General features: G+C 63.2%; 13 protein-coding genes. 10 read left to right on the top strand and 3 right to left on the bottom strand.

Annotated features, from left to right (window positions below; genetic code table 11):
* Positions 1–63: 63 nt before the first annotated feature.
* Positions 64–990 carry an alpha/beta hydrolase gene (locus tag ABX75_RS09395; protein ID WP_034098403.1) on the bottom strand — a complete coding sequence of 309 codons (927 nt, stop codon included), beginning with the start codon at positions 988–990 and terminating at the stop codon, positions 64–66.
* A gap of 141 nt (positions 991–1,131) precedes the next feature.
* Here ABX75_RS09395 and ABX75_RS09390 point away from each other — a divergent pair, with 141 nt between their 5' ends.
* The 5 genes from ABX75_RS09390 to ABX75_RS09370 all read left to right on the top strand — a co-directional run bounded on the left by ABX75_RS09390 (position 1,132) and on the right by ABX75_RS09370 (position 5,884).
* The gene (locus tag ABX75_RS09390) at positions 1,132–1,719 is read left to right on the top strand and encodes an NUDIX domain-containing protein (RefSeq protein WP_034098401.1); all 588 of its coding nucleotides are present in this window, start codon (positions 1,132–1,134) and stop codon (positions 1,717–1,719) included.
* A gap of 97 nt (positions 1,720–1,816) precedes the next feature.
* Positions 1,817–2,407, top strand: a complete 591-nt coding sequence (locus ABX75_RS09385; RefSeq protein WP_034098399.1) for an antibiotic biosynthesis monooxygenase — start codon at positions 1,817–1,819, stop codon at positions 2,405–2,407.
* The gene (locus tag ABX75_RS09380; RefSeq protein ID WP_034138441.1) at positions 2,404–4,242 is read left to right on the top strand and encodes an amidohydrolase; all 1,839 of its coding nucleotides are present in this window, start codon (positions 2,404–2,406) and stop codon (positions 4,240–4,242) included. Before ABX75_RS09385 ends, ABX75_RS09380 begins: the two co-directional genes overlap by 4 nt.
* A 23-nt stretch (positions 4,243–4,265) precedes the next feature.
* On the top strand, positions 4,266–4,883 hold the full coding sequence (ycaC, locus tag ABX75_RS09375) for an isochorismate family cysteine hydrolase YcaC (protein WP_034098396.1): 618 nt from the start codon (positions 4,266–4,268) through the stop codon (positions 4,881–4,883).
* A gap of 119 nt (positions 4,884–5,002) precedes the next feature.
* On the top strand, positions 5,003–5,884 hold the full coding sequence (locus tag ABX75_RS09370; RefSeq protein ID WP_047881814.1) for a LysR family transcriptional regulator: 882 nt from the start codon (positions 5,003–5,005) through the stop codon (positions 5,882–5,884).
* On the opposite strand, the gene ABX75_RS09365 is transcribed toward ABX75_RS09370, so the two are convergent.
* Both ABX75_RS09365 and ABX75_RS09360 read right to left on the bottom strand, forming a co-directional pair.
* The gene (locus ABX75_RS09365) at positions 5,871–6,908 is read right to left on the bottom strand and encodes an AraC family transcriptional regulator (RefSeq protein WP_034114019.1); all 1,038 of its coding nucleotides are present in this window, start codon (positions 6,906–6,908) and stop codon (positions 5,871–5,873) included. The genes ABX75_RS09370 and ABX75_RS09365 overlap by 14 nt on opposite strands.
* A 1-nt stretch (position 6,909) precedes the next feature.
* Positions 6,910–7,824 carry a GGDEF domain-containing protein gene (locus tag ABX75_RS09360; RefSeq protein ID WP_034098390.1) on the bottom strand — a complete coding sequence of 305 codons (915 nt, stop codon included), beginning with the start codon at positions 7,822–7,824 and terminating at the stop codon, positions 6,910–6,912.
* A 550-nt stretch (positions 7,825–8,374) separates the two neighbouring features.
* On the opposite strand from ABX75_RS09360, the gene ABX75_RS09350 reads away from it, so the two are divergent.
* The 5 genes from ABX75_RS09350 (at position 8,375) to ABX75_RS09330 (ending at position 14,857) form a co-directional block, all read left to right on the top strand.
* Entirely contained in the window at positions 8,375–10,888 is a 2,514-nt protein-coding gene (locus ABX75_RS09350; protein WP_040268583.1) for a TonB-dependent receptor, read from the top strand.
* A 130-nt stretch (positions 10,889–11,018) separates the two neighbouring features.
* Positions 11,019–12,884 carry a phytase gene (locus ABX75_RS09345; protein WP_047881812.1) on the top strand — a complete coding sequence of 622 codons (1,866 nt, stop codon included), beginning with the start codon at positions 11,019–11,021 and terminating at the stop codon, positions 12,882–12,884.
* Positions 12,885–12,936: 52 nt separating this feature from the next.
* Positions 12,937–13,629, top strand: a complete 693-nt coding sequence (tolQ, locus tag ABX75_RS09340) for a protein TolQ (RefSeq protein WP_034098384.1) — start codon at positions 12,937–12,939, stop codon at positions 13,627–13,629.
* Between the two features lie 14 nt (positions 13,630–13,643).
* Entirely contained in the window at positions 13,644–14,090 is a 447-nt protein-coding gene (gene tolR / locus ABX75_RS09335; RefSeq protein ID WP_047881811.1) for a protein TolR, read from the top strand.
* Positions 14,087–14,857: an energy transducer TonB gene (locus ABX75_RS09330; protein WP_040268579.1), complete on the top strand. Its 771-nt coding sequence runs from the start codon at positions 14,087–14,089 to the stop codon at positions 14,855–14,857. Before tolR ends, ABX75_RS09330 begins: the two co-directional genes overlap by 4 nt.
* Positions 14,858–16,006 lie beyond the last annotated feature (1,149 nt).

The following is a 16,006-nucleotide window of genomic DNA, read 5'->3' as shown; positions in this document are numbered from 1 at the left end:
TGGCCCAGCATGGCCAGGGTTTGCGCTTGACAGGCCCGCTCGAAACCAGTGCCGAAAAGTGTTTTACGAGTCGCCGTCGCGGCTTGTGGAGTGGGTGATGGCTTGCGTCTGAACCTTCGATTGCATCAGTTGATGGAGCGCCTGGCGATACATGCGACCGGCCAGGCTCATGCTGTTGTTGTGGCTGGCACCGGGCACCAGCAACAAGCGTTTGGGCTCTTGGGCAGCGGCAAACAATTGCTGGCTGAAACGCGGCGGAACGTAGCGGTCGTCCAGGCCATGCACCACCAACAACGGCATGCGGATATCGGCGATCTTGTCGATGGAATCGAATTTCTGCGACAGCAGCCAGCGCACCGGCAACGAGGTGTTAGCCACCGCCGTGGCCACATCGGCAAGGGAAGTAAAAGTGGATTCGATCACCAGGCCACGCACCGGCACCGGCGATTGCTGACCCAATTCCGCCGCCAGGTCGATGGCCACCGCGCCGCCGAGGGAATGCCCGTAGATCAGGCGTTTTTGTGGGTCGGGTTGCAGCACCTGAAAGCGCTCCCAGGCGATGCGCGCGTCTTCGTATACCGTGGTTTCCGACGGCAAGTCGCCGTGACTTTTGCCGAAGCCCCGGTAGTCGATGGCCAGCACCGAAAAGCCCAGGGCATGCAGTTGCTCGATGCGAAACAGTTGCCCGGTCAGGTTCCAGCGCACGCCATGCAGGTAGAGGATCGCCGGCGCATCCTTGCTGGCCGCCGGGTACCACCAGGCATGGATGTTCTGCCCGGCCTTGAAGCTGGCCGGCTTGAGTTCGAATTCCTGCACCGCCTTGGGCAGGCCGCTGTACCAACTGGCGGTGCCCGGCTCGATGCGAAACACCAGCTCGCGCTCTTTGTGCTGCAAGATGCTGCACCCCACCGGCAGACCCACGATCAACAACGCCATGCACAGCAGGGGAAACCAGCGCAGGCCCAGGCGAGACAGCAAACGAGACGACATGAACGTTCCAGGTCAAAAGGTGAAGCAGGGTTTTTACCAGAAGCCCCGCGCCGGCAGGAATTATTTCGACCACCGTTGTGCGGCTTGACGCTGTCGCTCTCTGCGCGACATGCTCCTGCTCCTTTGAGCAAAGGCCCGACCATGGACAGCAGCCCCGTACGCATCACCGCCGAAGAGACCCTTTCGGACAACTGGTACAACCTCAAGAAATACAGCTTCGACCTGCGCCGCCGCGACGGTAGCTGGCAGGCCCAGACCCGTGAGGTGTACGACCGTGGCAATGGCGCCACCATCCTGTTGTACAACCGCGCGCAACGCACGGTGTTGCTGATTCGCCAGTTCCGCATGCCCACGTTCGTCAACGACTACCACGGCTACCTGATCGAAGCGGCGGCCGGTCTGCTCGACAACGCCAGCCCCGAAGAACGCATTCGCCTGGAAGCCGAAGAAGAGACCGGTTATCGCGTCGGGCACGTCGAGAAAATCTACGCGGCATTCATGAGTCCCGGCTCGGTGACCGAGCGGATTCACTTCTTTATCGGCCAATACCAGCCGGCCGATCAGGTTGGCAGCGGCGGTGGCCTGGAAGAAGAGGGCGAAGACATCGAAGTGCTGGAGCTGGGTTTCGAACAAGCCTTGGCGATGGTGCAAAGTGGCGAGATCGTGGATGGCAAGACCATCATGCTGTTGCAGCATCTGGAACTGCGGATGTTGAAAGAAGGCTGGTAAGCCCGTCCCATCCACACAGCACGTACATGCAATTTTCCTTGGCGGGTCCACGGCACACTTCCCTCATCGCTGATAGTGGGAAGCAGAGGGGCACGCCATGGATCCAGCCGCCAAGACAGGGGCCGACGAAGTCGTCACCCTGGTGGTCAAACACCGCATCAAATCCGGCCTTGAGGCCGACTACGAAGCCTGGCTGCGGCGCATCGTGCGCATTGCCGGCGAACGGCCCGGGCACCTGGGCGTCGACGTGGTGCGCGGCAAGCAGGACGGCCTGGCGCTGTTTACCTGCGTGCTGCGCTACCGCTCCACCGACGACCTGCAACACTGGCTCGAATCGCCCCAACGCAAGGCCCTGATCGACGAAGCCGCGCCGATGCTCGCCGATGGCGACCAGACCGAAATCGGTGCCGTCAACGAATTCTGGTTCACCCCCCTGGCCGACGGCAGCGCGCCGCCGCCGCGCTGGAAACAGGCGGTGGTGTCGCTGTGCGTGATCCTGCCGCTGACCCTGCTGGTGCCGATTATCTGGGGCCCGCTGCTGCGCCTGCATCCCTTGCTCTCTAACTACGTGGTGTCCACGTTCCTGGTCACCGTGACCATCGTGGTGCTGGTGGTCTACGTGATGATGCCGGCCGCCACGCGCCTGTTCGCTCCCTGGCTTGAAGCCTCTGTAAAGGAAACCCTATGAACGCCGATCTGATCCTGTTCAATGGCCAGTTCCACACCGTGGACCGTGAAAACCCGCGTGCGACCGCCGTCGCCATCCACCAGGGCCGCTTCGTTGCCGTCGGCACCGACGCTGAAGCGATGGCCCTGCGTGGCAGCGCGACCCAGGTCATCGACCTTAAGGGCCGCACGGTCATCCCGGGTCTCAACGACTCGCACCTGCACCTGATTCGTGGCGGCCTGAACTACAACCTCGAACTGCGCTGGGAAGGCGTGCCGTCCCTGGCCGATGCCTTGCGCATGCTCAAGGATCAGGCCGACCGTACGCCGACACCGCAGTGGGTGCGTGTGGTCGGTGGCTGGAACGAATTCCAGTTCGCCGAAAAGCGCATGCCGACCCTGGAGGAACTCAACCAGGCCGCGCCGGATACCCCGGTGTTCGTGTTGCACCTGTACGACCGCGCCTTGCTCAACCGTGCGGCTCTGCGCGTGGCAGGCTACACCAAGGACACGCCGAACCCGCCGGGTGGCGAGATCGTGCGCGACAGCAATGGCAACCCCACCGGCATGCTGGTAGCGCGGCCCAATGCGATGATCCTGTATTCGACCCTGGCCAAAGGCCCGAAACTGCCGTTGGAATACCAGGTCAATTCGACTCGCCAGTTCATGCGCGAACTCAATCGCCTGGGCCTGACCAGCGCCATCGATGCCGGCGGCGGTTTCCAGAACTATCCCGATGACTACGCAGTGATCGAGCAACTGGCCAAGGACCAACAGTTGACGGTGCGCATCGCCTACAACCTGTTCACCCAAAAGCCCAAGGAAGAACTCAGCGACTTCAAGAACTGGACCGGCAGCGTCACCCTGCACCAGGGCGACGACTACCTGCGCCACAACGGCGCCGGTGAAATGCTGGTGTTCTCCGCCGCCGACTTCGAAGACTTCCTCGAACCGCGCCCCGACCTGCCGTTGACCATGGAGCAGGAACTGGAACCGGTGGTGCGTCACCTGGTGGAGCAGCGCTGGCCGTTCCGCTTGCATGCCACCTACGACGAATCGATCTCGCGCATGCTCGACGTATTCGAGAAGGTCAATCGGGATATTCCGTTCAATGGCCTGCCGTGGTTCTTCGACCACGCCGAAACCATCACCCCGAAAAACATCGAACGCGTACGCGCCCTGGGCGGTGGTATTGCGATCCAGGACCGCATGGCGTTCCAAGGCGAATATTTCGTCGAGCGCTACGGCGCCAAAGCCGCCGAAGCCACGCCGCCGATCAAGCGCATGCTGGCTGAAGGCGTGCCGGTCGGCGCCGGCACCGATGCCACCCGCGTATCGAGCTACAACCCCTGGACCTCGTTGTACTGGATGGTCAGCGGCCGCACTGTGGGCGGTTTGGAACTGCATGCCGAGGGCCTGCCGCGCCTTACCGCGCTGGAATTGTTCACCCATGGCAGCGCCTGGTTCTCTTCGGAGCAGGGCAAGAAGGGCCAGATCAAAGTCGGCCAATTGGCGGACGTCGCCGCGCTGTCGGCGGATTTTTTCAGCGTCGATGAAGAGGCCATCAAGTGGATCGAATCGGTGCTGACCGTGGTCGGCGGCAAAGTGGTGTACGGCGCCGGCGACTTCGAAGACTACGCACCGCCGCGCGTGCCGGTGCTGCCGGACTGGTCGCCGGTGGTCAAGGTGCCAGGGCACTGGCGCCCCAGCTCACCGTTGCAGGCCCAGGTTCACCAATGCAGCGGCCCGTGCGGCGTGCATGCCCACAGCCATGAAAAAGCGCGCCTTTCCAGCGTGCCGGTCAGCGACTTCCAGGGTTTCTGGGGCGCGTTCGGCTGCTCGTGCTTTGCCTTTTAATCCCAACCCAAGGAGTTAACCCCATGACGTACAAGCGCTTGAACAAAGATGACGCAGTGGTGCTGTTGGTGGATCACCAGACCGGCCTGATTTCCCTGGTACAGGATTTCTCCCCCAACGAGTTCAAGAACAACGTGCTGGCCCTGGCCGATGTCGCCAAATTCTTCAACTTGCCGACCATCCTCACCACCAGCTTCGAAAGCGGCCCTAATGGCCCGTTGGTGCCGGAGCTCAAGGCCATGTTCCCGGACGCGCCGTACATCGCCCGGCCTGGCCAGATCAACGCCTGGGATAACGAAGACTTTGTCAAAGCGGTCAAGGCCACCGGCCGCAAGCAGATCATCATTGCCGGTGTGGTGACGGACGTGTGCGTAGCGTTCCCGACCCTGTGCGCTCTGGCCGAAGGCTTTGAGGTGTTCGTGGTCACGGACGCGTCCGGCACCTTCAACGAAACCGTGCAACAAGCCGCGTGGGCACGCATGACCGCCGCCGGCGCGCAACTGGTCAACTGGTTCGCCGTGGCCTGCGAACTGCAAGTGGACTGGCGCAACGACATGGAAGGCCTGGCCAACCTGCTGTCGCCGCGTATCCCCAACTACCGCAACCTGATGAACAGCTACTCGGCGTTCACCGCCAAGTAACCGGTTCTCACGCCTGTAGGTCATCGATGTGGGAGGGGGCTTGCCCCCTCCCACATTTGATTTGTGGTGTTGCGATCATCCGGTTATAAAGCCCTGCAAATGTCCACCGAGAAGCGACAATGAACCCCTTCGAAGACATGCGCCTGTTCTGCCAGGTCATGGAGTCCGGCAGTTTCACCGCTGCCGCCGAACAGCTGGGCCTGTCCAAGCAGTTCGTCAGCCGCCGCTTGATCCAACTGGAAGACCGCCTGGGCGTGCGCTTGCTCAATCGCTCCACGCGTCGGTTGGATGTCACGCCCCTGGGGCAGAGTTATTACGAATCCGCGTTGCGTCTGCTCGGTGAAGTCGAGCAGGTGGAGCAGGGCATTGCCGGGCAGAACAGCGAGCCGCGCGGCACCATCCGCCTCAGTGCGCCGCTGTCGTTTGCCATCGCCCACCTGGGCTGTCTGTTGCCGTTATTTCTGCAACGCTATCCGCAGGTGACGGTGGAGGTCGACCTCAGCGACCGCCCCGTGGACCTGATCGGCGAGGGCTACGACCTGGTGCTGCGCATCGGCACCCTGGAAGATTCCACGTTGATCGCGCGCCGCATCGCCAGCATCGCGCGGGTCTACTGCGCCAGCCCCGACTACCTGGCGTTGCGCGGCACGCCGCAGAAACCCGAGGACCTGACCGACCACGACTGCCTGCCGTACGGCCACGGCCGCCAGGTGCAATGGCGCTTCAAGGGCAAAGTGCAGGCGCTGAACGTCTGCGGGCGCATGCGCGTGAATAACGGCGACTTGCTGCGCGACACCGCGATTGCCGGGCTGGGCGTCACCTACCTGCCCACCTTTATCGTCGGCGATGCCTTGCAGGACGGGCGGCTGGTCACGGTGCTCGATGAGTTCGCCCCCGAGGCGCTAACTTTGTCGGCGGTATATCCCCAGCACCGCCAAAGCTCACGGCCAGTGCAGGCGCTGGTGGAGTTTTTGCGCGAGCGCCTGGCTAGCGGCTGTTGAACAACTGACGGATCAGGTTCGGTGTGCTGCCGGTCCAGCGTTTGAAGGCGCGGCGAAAGTTGGCCGCGTCGTTGAAGTTCAGATAGGCCGCCACCTCATCGTTGCTATAACCCTTGACCTGATACAGGTGCAACGCCACCTGCTTGCGCACGCGGTCGACCTGTTCCTGGAAACCGGTGTCGTGTTTGTGCAGTTTGCGCTTGAGGGTCGCCGGGCTCATGGCGAACGCCTGCGCCGCCTGTTCCAGGTTGGGCGGCTGGCGCACCTGATCGCGCAGGTAATCGTAGAGGCAGTCGAGAAAACTGTCGGCAAAGCCGAGCTGGTCGATCTGTGCATGGGCTTGTTGACGCGCGACTTGAGCGGCAGTGGCCGAGGCGCCGGGCCAGGCATGTGTCAGGTATTGGCGAGGGATGCACAGCATGTCCAAAGGGCGCGCGAAACGCGTGTTTTCACCCAGGTTTACCCAGTACTGCTCGACATAGCGCGGCTCGGCATGGCTGAAGCTGCACGCCCAGGGCAGGCGCTCACCGCTGAGCCATTGGCTCATGGCAACCAGCGAAGTCATGCTGGCTTCAAGCAGGAAACGCCAGTGCTCGCCGGCCCCGCAACTGTCCTGCCAATACAGGTAGGCGTGGTGCTCGTCCAACTCCAGATGCAGCGCCACCAGCGGGCTGAGCAACACCTGCAACTGGATCAGCACCTCCAGCGCCTGGTGCAGGTTTTGCGCATGGCCCAGGGCATGGCTGGCGGCGCCGTAGTAGCCGGGCAATAGGCGTTGGCCGAACAGAAAGCTGCTGTCGTCGGCGTCGAGCAACTTGCGGCTGTTACCGATCAATCCCAGAAACTGCTGCGGGCTCAGGCGCGCGTTGCCGGCCAGGATGTCCTCGTGGAAAAGCCCGGTGCCGCGCAGCAAGCGATGGCTGTCGATGCCCCGCGACAGTGCCAGGTCGATCAGCGTGGCGGGTTGATAGTGCCCAGGGATAAAGCGGCAGTCGCTTTCATACCAGCGGGTGTTGATGGCCATGTCAGGCACTTTTCGCCAGGGGCTGCTTGGCCTTGGCCAACGCCAGGTTGAGGCGTTTGAGCAGGTCGTGGGGCGGTTCGTCCAGGGCCATCACCACCGCTGTGGAGGCCGCCAGTTGCAGGCGCTCGCCTTGTTGCCGGGTCTTGTGGGCCAGGCCACGCACCGCTTGCTGCAATTCCAGCGCGATGTCTTTGGCCTGGCGCTCGCCGGTGTTGGGCAGCAGCACCACAAAGCGGTCGCCGGCCAGGCGGCACAACAAGTCCTGGCGGCGCAGGTTGAGCAACAGCAACTGGCTGAGGGCTTGCAGCACCGCATCGCCTTCGGCATGCCCATAGGCCTGGTTAATGGCGGCGAAGTTGTCCAGATCCAGGGCCAGCAGCGACAGCGGTTGGGCCTGCTCGCGGCTGTCCTGAAGGCTCTCGGCCAATTGCCGCTTGAGGTAGTCGGCACCGCCCAGGGGCGTGAGCTTGTCGAACAAGCGATGTTCGCGGAACACCCGCTCGCGTTTCTCCATTTGCGCACTGATCGCCAGTTGCTCGCGGTGCCAGTGGTAGATGCCGAGGGTCAGCAGGATCATGCCCACCGGCATCGGGCCGGACTCCAGCCAGTGGTCCCAGGTGATGCTGTCGGGCAAGCGGATAAATTCATCCAGGCTGTCGATCCACCAGGAAAAAAAGATGCACGCCAGGCCCAGCACCAGATAGTTGGTCACGCGCCCGGCGGGGCGGCTCTTGAGCACCAGCCCCAGCCATACCAGCGCCAGCAGCGCCGAACCGCCTTCGCCGACGATATCCAGCCACTCCCATTCGCTGACGCTTTTGAGCTCGCCACAGGCCAGGTGCAGGATCAGCCCCAGATTGGCGGCAATCAGCAGCAGGGCGAGTTTCCAGCGGTGGGGTTTGAGCACGGAGAACATAGCCGCGAGTCCTTGGGCAAAGAAGCGAAGGGCGCCAGCACAGCAGATGGATGTGACGGTTGGATGACAACGGGGAAAGGTCGAATCAGCTCACCACAAACACGCCGCGCCACAAAAAGCGGGCTTGTTGTGGTGAGCGGGCTTGCCCCGCGCTGGGCTGCGAAGCGGCCCCAAACCCAGGCGCCTCGGTGTATCAGCTAAAACCACATCGCGTGGAATGGGGGCCGCTTCGCAGCCCAGCGCAGGGCAAGCCTGCTCACCACAACACCCTCATTTTCTCCTGCTATGTAGATACCTATGCCCTTCATGGCGGTGGGATAGCTGGCATATCTGTTGGCTGCTAAACAGCCATCGGGGGCAAGCCCCCTCCCACAGGGGAGATTTTTGCAGGTCATATCAGCTCATTTCATCTCAGCATATGGCTGAAAGCCGCGGTTTACAGGGCTTTACGCCGATCGCTGTCACAGAACCGTCATCCCCCACCCCTAGCGTGCCCTCCCAGTTGCCGGGCCTTTTGCCTGGCGTCGAACGGATTCTTGGGGAGGATTGCATGTACAAGCGCACCGGGCTCGTCAGCTTCACGCTTACCGCCTTGGCCCTGGCGATAGCCAGCGAGCGGCTCTATGCGGCCGACGCGGCCACCACCGAGCATGTCGACGTGGTCGGTCAGGCCGCCGCGATCAGCCAGGCGCTCAAGGAGCAGCGCAGTGCCGACAGCATCAAGAGTGTGGTGCATGCCGATGGCGTGGCGCAGTTGCCGGATGAGAACGTCGCCGAAGCGGCGCAACGTCTGCCGGGCATCAGCGTGGAGCGCGACCAGGGCGAAGGGCGTTTCGTCAGCGTGCGTGGCCTGGGCCCGGACCTCAACAGCGTGACCATCAACGGCACCCTGGTGCCCGCCCCTGAGAGCGCCCGCCGCGCCGTGGCCCTGGACGTGTTGCCGTCGGAGCTGGTGCAGTCACTGTCGGTGATCAAGACCCTCACCCCGGACATGGACGCCAACTCCCTGGGCGGCACCGTCGATGTGCAAAGCCTGTCGGCCTTCGATCACAAAGGCCTGTTCTACACCGGCAGCAGCGAAGCCAGCTACGACAAGAACACTCGCCAGACCAGCCCCAAATTCTCCGGGGCCGCCAGTAACCGCTTCAGCCTCGGCGATGGTATCGACAACTTCGGCGTGGCCGCGGCGCTGAGCTGGCAGAAGCGCGACTTCGGCTCGGACAACGTCGAGACCGGCGGCGCCTGGGACTTCACCGACGGTGCCCGGCTCAACGAGTTCGAACAGCGCGACTACGACATCAGCCGCGAACGCGCCGGCGGTGGCCTGAACTTCGACTACAAACCCGATGACCTGAGCAGCTACTACCTGCGCACCCTGTACAGCCGCTACACGGACACCGAGACCCGCAACTCCACCAGCCTGGAATTCGCCGACCCGCAGGCACCCGGCCAGTTGGGCGAGGCCGAGGGCAAGCGCAAGCTTAAGAACCGCGAAGAGACCCAGGAGATTCAGTCCTACGTGTTCGGCGGCGAACGCATGCTCGGCCTGTGGACCCTCAGTGGCCAGGCCGGTTACAGCCAGTCCAGCGAAGACAGCCCCGCGCATATTGCCGGCGCCACCTTCGACGGCGGTGACTTCGCCAACAGCGGTTTCTATGACAAAGACAAACCGCGCCCGATCATCGGCAGCGCCTTCTACGACCCGGCCAACTTCACCCTCGACAAAGTCGACTGGGAAAAACAGAACACCAAAGACACTGAGAAAAACCTGCGCCTGGACCTGGCCCGCGACTACGACCTGAGCGGCTATGCGTCCCAGGTCAAATTCGGCGGCAAGGTCAGCCGGCGCAACAAGGACAACGACCTGGAAGCCTGGGTCTACAAGGATTTCGACAGCCTGGGCTTTACCGACCAGCAGCTCAGCCTGACGCAATTCCAGAAGGGCAATGTCGACTATCGCCTGGGCAACTACGGCCCTGGCATCAGCGCCAGCGGCATCAAGCAGTTGATCGGCGGCCTCAACCGTGCGGACTTCTATGACGAGACCGAATCCCGGGTCAACGACTTCACCATGCGTGAAGACATCAACGCCGGTTACCTGATGAACACGATCGATATCGACGACTGGCGCTTTATCGCCGGCCTGCGCTACGAAGGCACCGAGTTCGAAGCCAAGGGCACCGGCGCCACCGACGGTCAGTTCACCGCCACCGACACCCGGCGCCGCTACCACCATTGGCTGCCGGGCCTGCACGCGCGCTATCAGATCGACAAGAACACCCAGGTGCGTGCAGCCTGGACCAAATCCGTGGTGCGCCCGACCTTCGGCCAACTGGCGCCGGGTTTTGTGATCGACGATGACGAGGCCACCTTCGGCAACCCGGACCTCAAGCCGTTGGAATCGAGCAATCTGGACCTGGGCATCGAGCACTTCATGGGGCGTGCCGGCACCGTCTCGGCGTTTGTGTTCTACAAGGACATCCAGAATTTCGTCTACAACACCGACCTGGCCGGTACCGGGGCCTGGACCAACTTCGCCGAGGCCCACACCTACGCCAATGGCGACAGCGCCAAGCTGTATGGCCTGGAGCTGGCTTACTCGCAGAAATTCGACTGGCTACCCGCGCCGTGGAACGGCCTGCTGGTGGGCGCCAACAGCACATTCAGCCGCTCCAGCGCGGACATCGAAGGCTTCGACGCTGCCAGTGGCACTCACCGCAAGCGCAACATCAGCCTGCCCAGCCAGTCGGACACCGTCGGCAACCTGATGCTTGGTTGGGAAGACGACAAGCTCAGCCTGCGCCTGTCGGCCAACTACAAATCGGCCTACCTGTATGAGCTGGCGTCGATCAACGACAAGGCCCATGACCTGCATGTGGACGCGCAGACTTTCGTCGACTTCAGCGCGCGCTATTCACTGAGCAAGAACCTGCAAGTCAGCTTCGAGGCCCAGAACCTTACCGATGAGTCGTACTTCGTCTACACCGGCCACCGCAGCTACAACGGCCAGTACGAAGAGTACGGCCCCACCTACAAAGTGGGCCTGACCTTCACGCATTTCTAACTCACTCAATTCCAATGTGGGAGGGGGCTTGCCCCCGATGAGGGCCTGTCAATTGACGCATCAGTAGCTGACCCACTGAAGCCCCCCAAGCCCACAGCGTTCTGCATTTTTCCGAAGGATTTGTTCGTTCATGAGAATTTCCAAGCTGTACCTGCTGATCGCCCTGGCCACCAGCGGCCCCGTCTTCGCCGCCGATCTGGCCCTGACGCCCTGGGGCCCCAGCCTGAGGGCCGAAGCCGTGGCCATCCTGCCCGACGGTCAGACGCGCCTCACCGCCAGCCCGCGTGACGGTCTGCAATTGCTCGACAGCAAGGGCGCCGAACTGGCGCGTTTCAACGGTCACTTCAGCAGCCTCGATACACGCGCCACTGGCCCCCACGCAGTGGTCGCCAGCCTCGACAACGACCGCCAGCAGGCACTGCTGATCAACCTCGATACCGCCGCTAAAACCTGGGGCCAGCCGCTGTACCTGCCGCCCCGCGACTTTCCGGTAAACGGTCTGTGCCTGTACCGCGACGCGGCGGCCAACCTGTTTGTGTTCCTGGTCGGGGAGGAGGGCAAGGGCGAGCAATGGCTGGTAGGCAATGGCTCGACGCTGCTCGCTGAAGCCCGCCGTGTGCGTGGGGTGCCGTTGCCGCCGTCGGCGCAGTTCTGCCAGGTGGACGACGCCACGCAGCAACTGGTGGTGAACGAAGAAAACGTCGGCTGGTGGGCCTACCCGGCGCATCCCGAAGCCGCGGTGAAACGCACGCCGGTGACGCTGTTCGATGATTCCAAGCGTGAAGCCGGGGCCATGGCGCTGGTGCCGGGGGGGATGGTCGCCCTGGACCCGAAAACCGCGCAGTTGCACCTGTTCCAGTCCTCCGGCGCGCGCTGGGTAGAGCAACCGAGCCTGGGTCTGCCCGGCCTCAAGGAGCCGGAGCAACTGGCAATCAACGGTCGGCAATTGCTGGTACGCGACGACGACAACGGCCAACTGTATCAAGGCACCCTCGACTGGCAGGCCAAACCCGTGCCGGTCGCGCCGGTGCTGCCGGAGGTCGCCGCGCTGCGCCAGAGCGAGCCGGTGGGGCGTCAGGGCGACGCGGCGGATGACCCGGCGATCTGGGTTCACCCCGAGCACCCTGGGCAGAGCCGCGTGCTCGGCACTAACAAAAAACAGGGCCTGCTGGTCTACGACCTCGACGGCAAGCTGCTGCAAGAGCTGGCGGTGGGGCGCTTGAACAACGTCGACGTGCGCCCGCGTTTCAAGCTTGGCCAGCAGACCGTGGACCTGGCCGTGGCAAGCAATCGCGATCGCAACAGCCTGAGCCTGTTCAGCATCGACCGGCAGACCGGCGAGTTGCGCGAGGCTGGTGAAGTGCCGACGCCGCTCAAGGAGATCTACGGCATGTGCCTGTTCCAGCCCGCCGGCGGCGACATTTATGCGATCGCCAACGGCAAGGACGGCACCTTCCTGCAATACCGCCTCAGCGCCCCGGACGGGCGCGTGCAGGGTGAGCTGGTGCGCCAGTTCAAGGTCGACAGCCAGCCTGAAGGCTGCGTCGCCGACGACCAGCGCCAGCGCTTGTTTATCGGCGAAGAAGACGTGGGCGTGTGGGCGGTGGATGCCCGTGCCGATCAGCCGGCGACCCTGACCAGCGTGATCAAGGTCGGCGAACAATTGCACGCGGACGTCGAGGGCCTGGCGCTGTACCAGAGTGCGCAGCATGACTACCTGGTGATCTCCAGCCAGGGCAATGACAGCTACCTGGTGCTGGATGCCGAGCCGCCGTTCGCCAGTCGCGGTGCCTTCCGGGTCGGCCTGAACGCCGCTGCCGGTATCGACGGCGCATCGGAAACCGATGGCCTGGAAGTCACCGCCGTCAACCTCGGCGGGCCGTGGAACCAAGGCCTGCTGGTAGTGCAGGACGGGCGCAAACGCATGCCTGAGCAAACCCAGAACTTCAAGTTCGTGCCCTGGGCCGATGTGACCCGCACGTTGAAGTTGCCTTGAGCTGTCATGACTTTTTAATCACTGCACGTTAAACGGATAGAGGACATTCACCATGCACGCGACGATGGAACATATGACGATCTGGGGCTTGATCAGCGACGCCAGCCTGTTGGTCAAGGCGGTGATGGTCACTTTGCTGCTGGCCTCGTTGTGCAGCTGGTACCTGATTATTCAGCGCGGCACGGTGCTGCGGCGTCTGGAGCGGCAGTTGAACGGCTTTGTGCAACGCTTTCGTGCGGCGCCGGATTTGCACGGGCTGTACCGCGACACCCTGCAGGCGGGCGAGGGTGGAGTGGCGCCGATCTTCATCGCCGGGGTCCAGGAATACCAGCACCTGCATAGCCATGATCCGGCGGTGCTCGAAGGGGTGGAGCGGGCCTTGCAGGTGGCGATCACCGCGCAGGAAATCGAGCTGGAAAAAGGTTTGCAGTTCCTTGCCACCGTGGGTTCGGTGAGCCCGTATATCGGTTTGTTCGGCACCGTGTGGGGCATCATGAATTCGTTCCTCGGCTTGTCCCAGGTGCAACAGGCCACATTGTCCACGGTGGCGCCGGGGATCGCCGAAGCGTTGATCGCCACGGCCATCGGTCTGTTTGCGGCGATTCCGGCGGTGATTGCGTATAACCGCTTTTCGGCGCGCAGCCAGACCTTGCTCACCCGCTATTACGCCTTTGGCAACGAGCTGCAAGTGCGGCTGCATCGCACCCTGCGCGGTACGCCGATCAACCTGGCCGCGGCCGCCTGAGCAGGAGTACTCCCATGTTAGTCAGGCCACAACGCAAGCACGGGCCCAAGGCCGAAATGAACGTGGTGCCGTATATCGACGTGATGCTAGTGCTGCTGGTGATCTTTATGGTCACCGCGCCGATGCTGACCCAGGGCGTGAAGATCGAACTGCCCAAGGTTGCCGCCGAGGCGCTGGCCACCGACACCCGCCAGCAAATCCTCACCTTGTCGGTGCAGGCCGACGGCGGTTACTACTGGAACCTCGGCGAGGAACTGGACACCCAGCACCAGACCGACAGCGCGGTGAGCCTGGAAGAAATGGGCGCCAAGGTCGCGCAGGTGGTGGCGGCGCGCAGTGACACCCAGGTGTATATCCGCGCCGATGACAATGCCGGGTATGGCCTCGTGGTGGCTGCCATGGCGGTGTTGCAAAAGGGCGGTGTCAGCAACCTGGGGCTGGTGACCGAGGCCCCGCAATGACGGCGATGATCATGCACAGTCCCACCTTGCCGATGGCCTCCGCGGCGCCTTCGGGCTTTTGGCGCAACAGCCTGGCCGCCGGTTTGGCGGTGGCCTTGCATGTGATTGTGCTGGCGCTGTTGATGCTGGGCTGGGCGCCACAACCGCCCACGCCGGAGGCCCCGAGCGTGATGCACACCCAACTGGTGATGCTGCCCCCGGCGCCGGTCCCAGTACCGGCCCCCGAACCGGTTGCGGTGACGCCGCCAGCGCCGGAACCGGTGGTACTGCCAACGCCGGTCAAACCCGCAGTCGATCCTCGTGTGCAGGCACAAAAGCTCGAAAAAGCCGCCTTGGCGCGTAAGCGTGTCGAAGAAAAGAAAGCAGAGCAGCAACAACAGCAGCGCCTGGCCAGCGAACAGCGCGAGCGTGAACAGGAACAGCAACGCCAGGCCCAACAACGCCAGGCCGCCGAAACAGCCCGCGCCGCCACCCCTGCGCCGGCTCCGGCTTTCGACAGCCGCCAATACATGCCATTGAGCAAGGAAGCCCCGGAATACCCCGAACGGGCCCTGGACAAAAACATCGAAGGCGACTGCTCGGTGGAATACACCGTCAACCCCCAGGGCCGCGTGGAAAACCCCAAAGTACTGGACGGCTGCCACCCGTTGTTTATCCGCCCATCGTTGGCGGCTGCCAACACCTTCCGCTACCAGCCGAGGATCGTTGATGGCAAGGCCGTGGCCGTGCCGGCGGTGCGCAATACCTTTCACTACCGCATCAAATGACCGACCGGGCCTTGCGCCAGTCCTAAGACCAGCGGTAACCCAAGGTGGGAGGGGGCTTGCCCCCGATGGCGGTGGGTCAGCAACCCAGGTATCGACTGAGCAGGCCCCATCGGGGGGCAAGCCCCCTCCACAGGTTTAACGGCGTTGACTTGAACACAGTGGTCCCCGGCTCGGTCGCCCGGTTTTACACCCATCCAAAGGCCAGCGGTAACCAGGGTGGGAGGGGGCTTGCCCCCGATAGCAGTGGGTCAGCAACACAGGTATCGACTGAGCAGGCCCCATCGGGGGCAAGCCCCTCCCACAGGTTTGACGGCGTTGACTTGAGCACAGTGGCCCCCGGCTCGGTCGCCCGGTTTTACATCCATCCAAAGACCAGCGGTAACCAAGGTGGGAGGGGGCTTGCCCCCGATAGCAGTGGGTCAGCAGCGCAGGTATCGACTGAGCAGGCCCCATCGGGGGCAAGCCCCCTCCCACAGGTTTGACGGCGTTGACTTGAACACAGTGGTCCCCGGCTCGGTCGCCCGGTTTTACATCCATCCAAAGGCCAGCGGTAACCAGGGTGGGAGGGGGCTTGCCCCCGATAGCAGTGGGTCAGCAACACAGGTATCGACTGGGCAGGCCCCATCGGGGGCAAGCCCCCTCCACAGGTTTGATGGCGTTGACTTGAGCGCAGTGGCCCCCGGCTCGATCGCCAGGTTTTACACCCATCCAAAGGCCAGCGGTAACCAAGGTGGGAGGGGGCTTGCCCCCGATAGCGGAGGGTCAGGCGCGCATGTATCGACTGAGCAGGCCCCATCGGGGGCAAGCCCCCTCCCACAGTTTTGACGGCGTTGACTTGAGCACAGTGGTCCCCGGCTCGGTCGTCAGGGTTTACACCCATCCAAAGGCCAGCGGTAACCAGGGTGGGAGGGGGCTTGCCCCCGATAGCAGTGGCTCAGCAACACAGGTATCGACTGAGCAGGCCCCATCGGGGGCAAGCCCCCTCCCACAGGTTTGACGGCGTTGACTTGAGCACAGTGGCCCCCGGCTCGGTCGCCAGGGTTTACACCCATCCAAAGACCAGCGGTAACCAAGGTGGGAGGGGGCTTGCCCCCGATGGCGGTGGGTCAGCAACACAGGTATCGACTGAGCAGGCCCCATCGGGGGCAA

This window comes from Pseudomonas sp. ARP3, from assembly GCF_001029595.1.
Taxonomy (GTDB): domain Bacteria; phylum Pseudomonadota; class Gammaproteobacteria; order Pseudomonadales; family Pseudomonadaceae; genus Aquipseudomonas; species Aquipseudomonas rhodesiae.
Note: the sequence above shows the minus strand (reverse complement) of the source record. Positions and strands in the feature narration are given on the sequence as shown.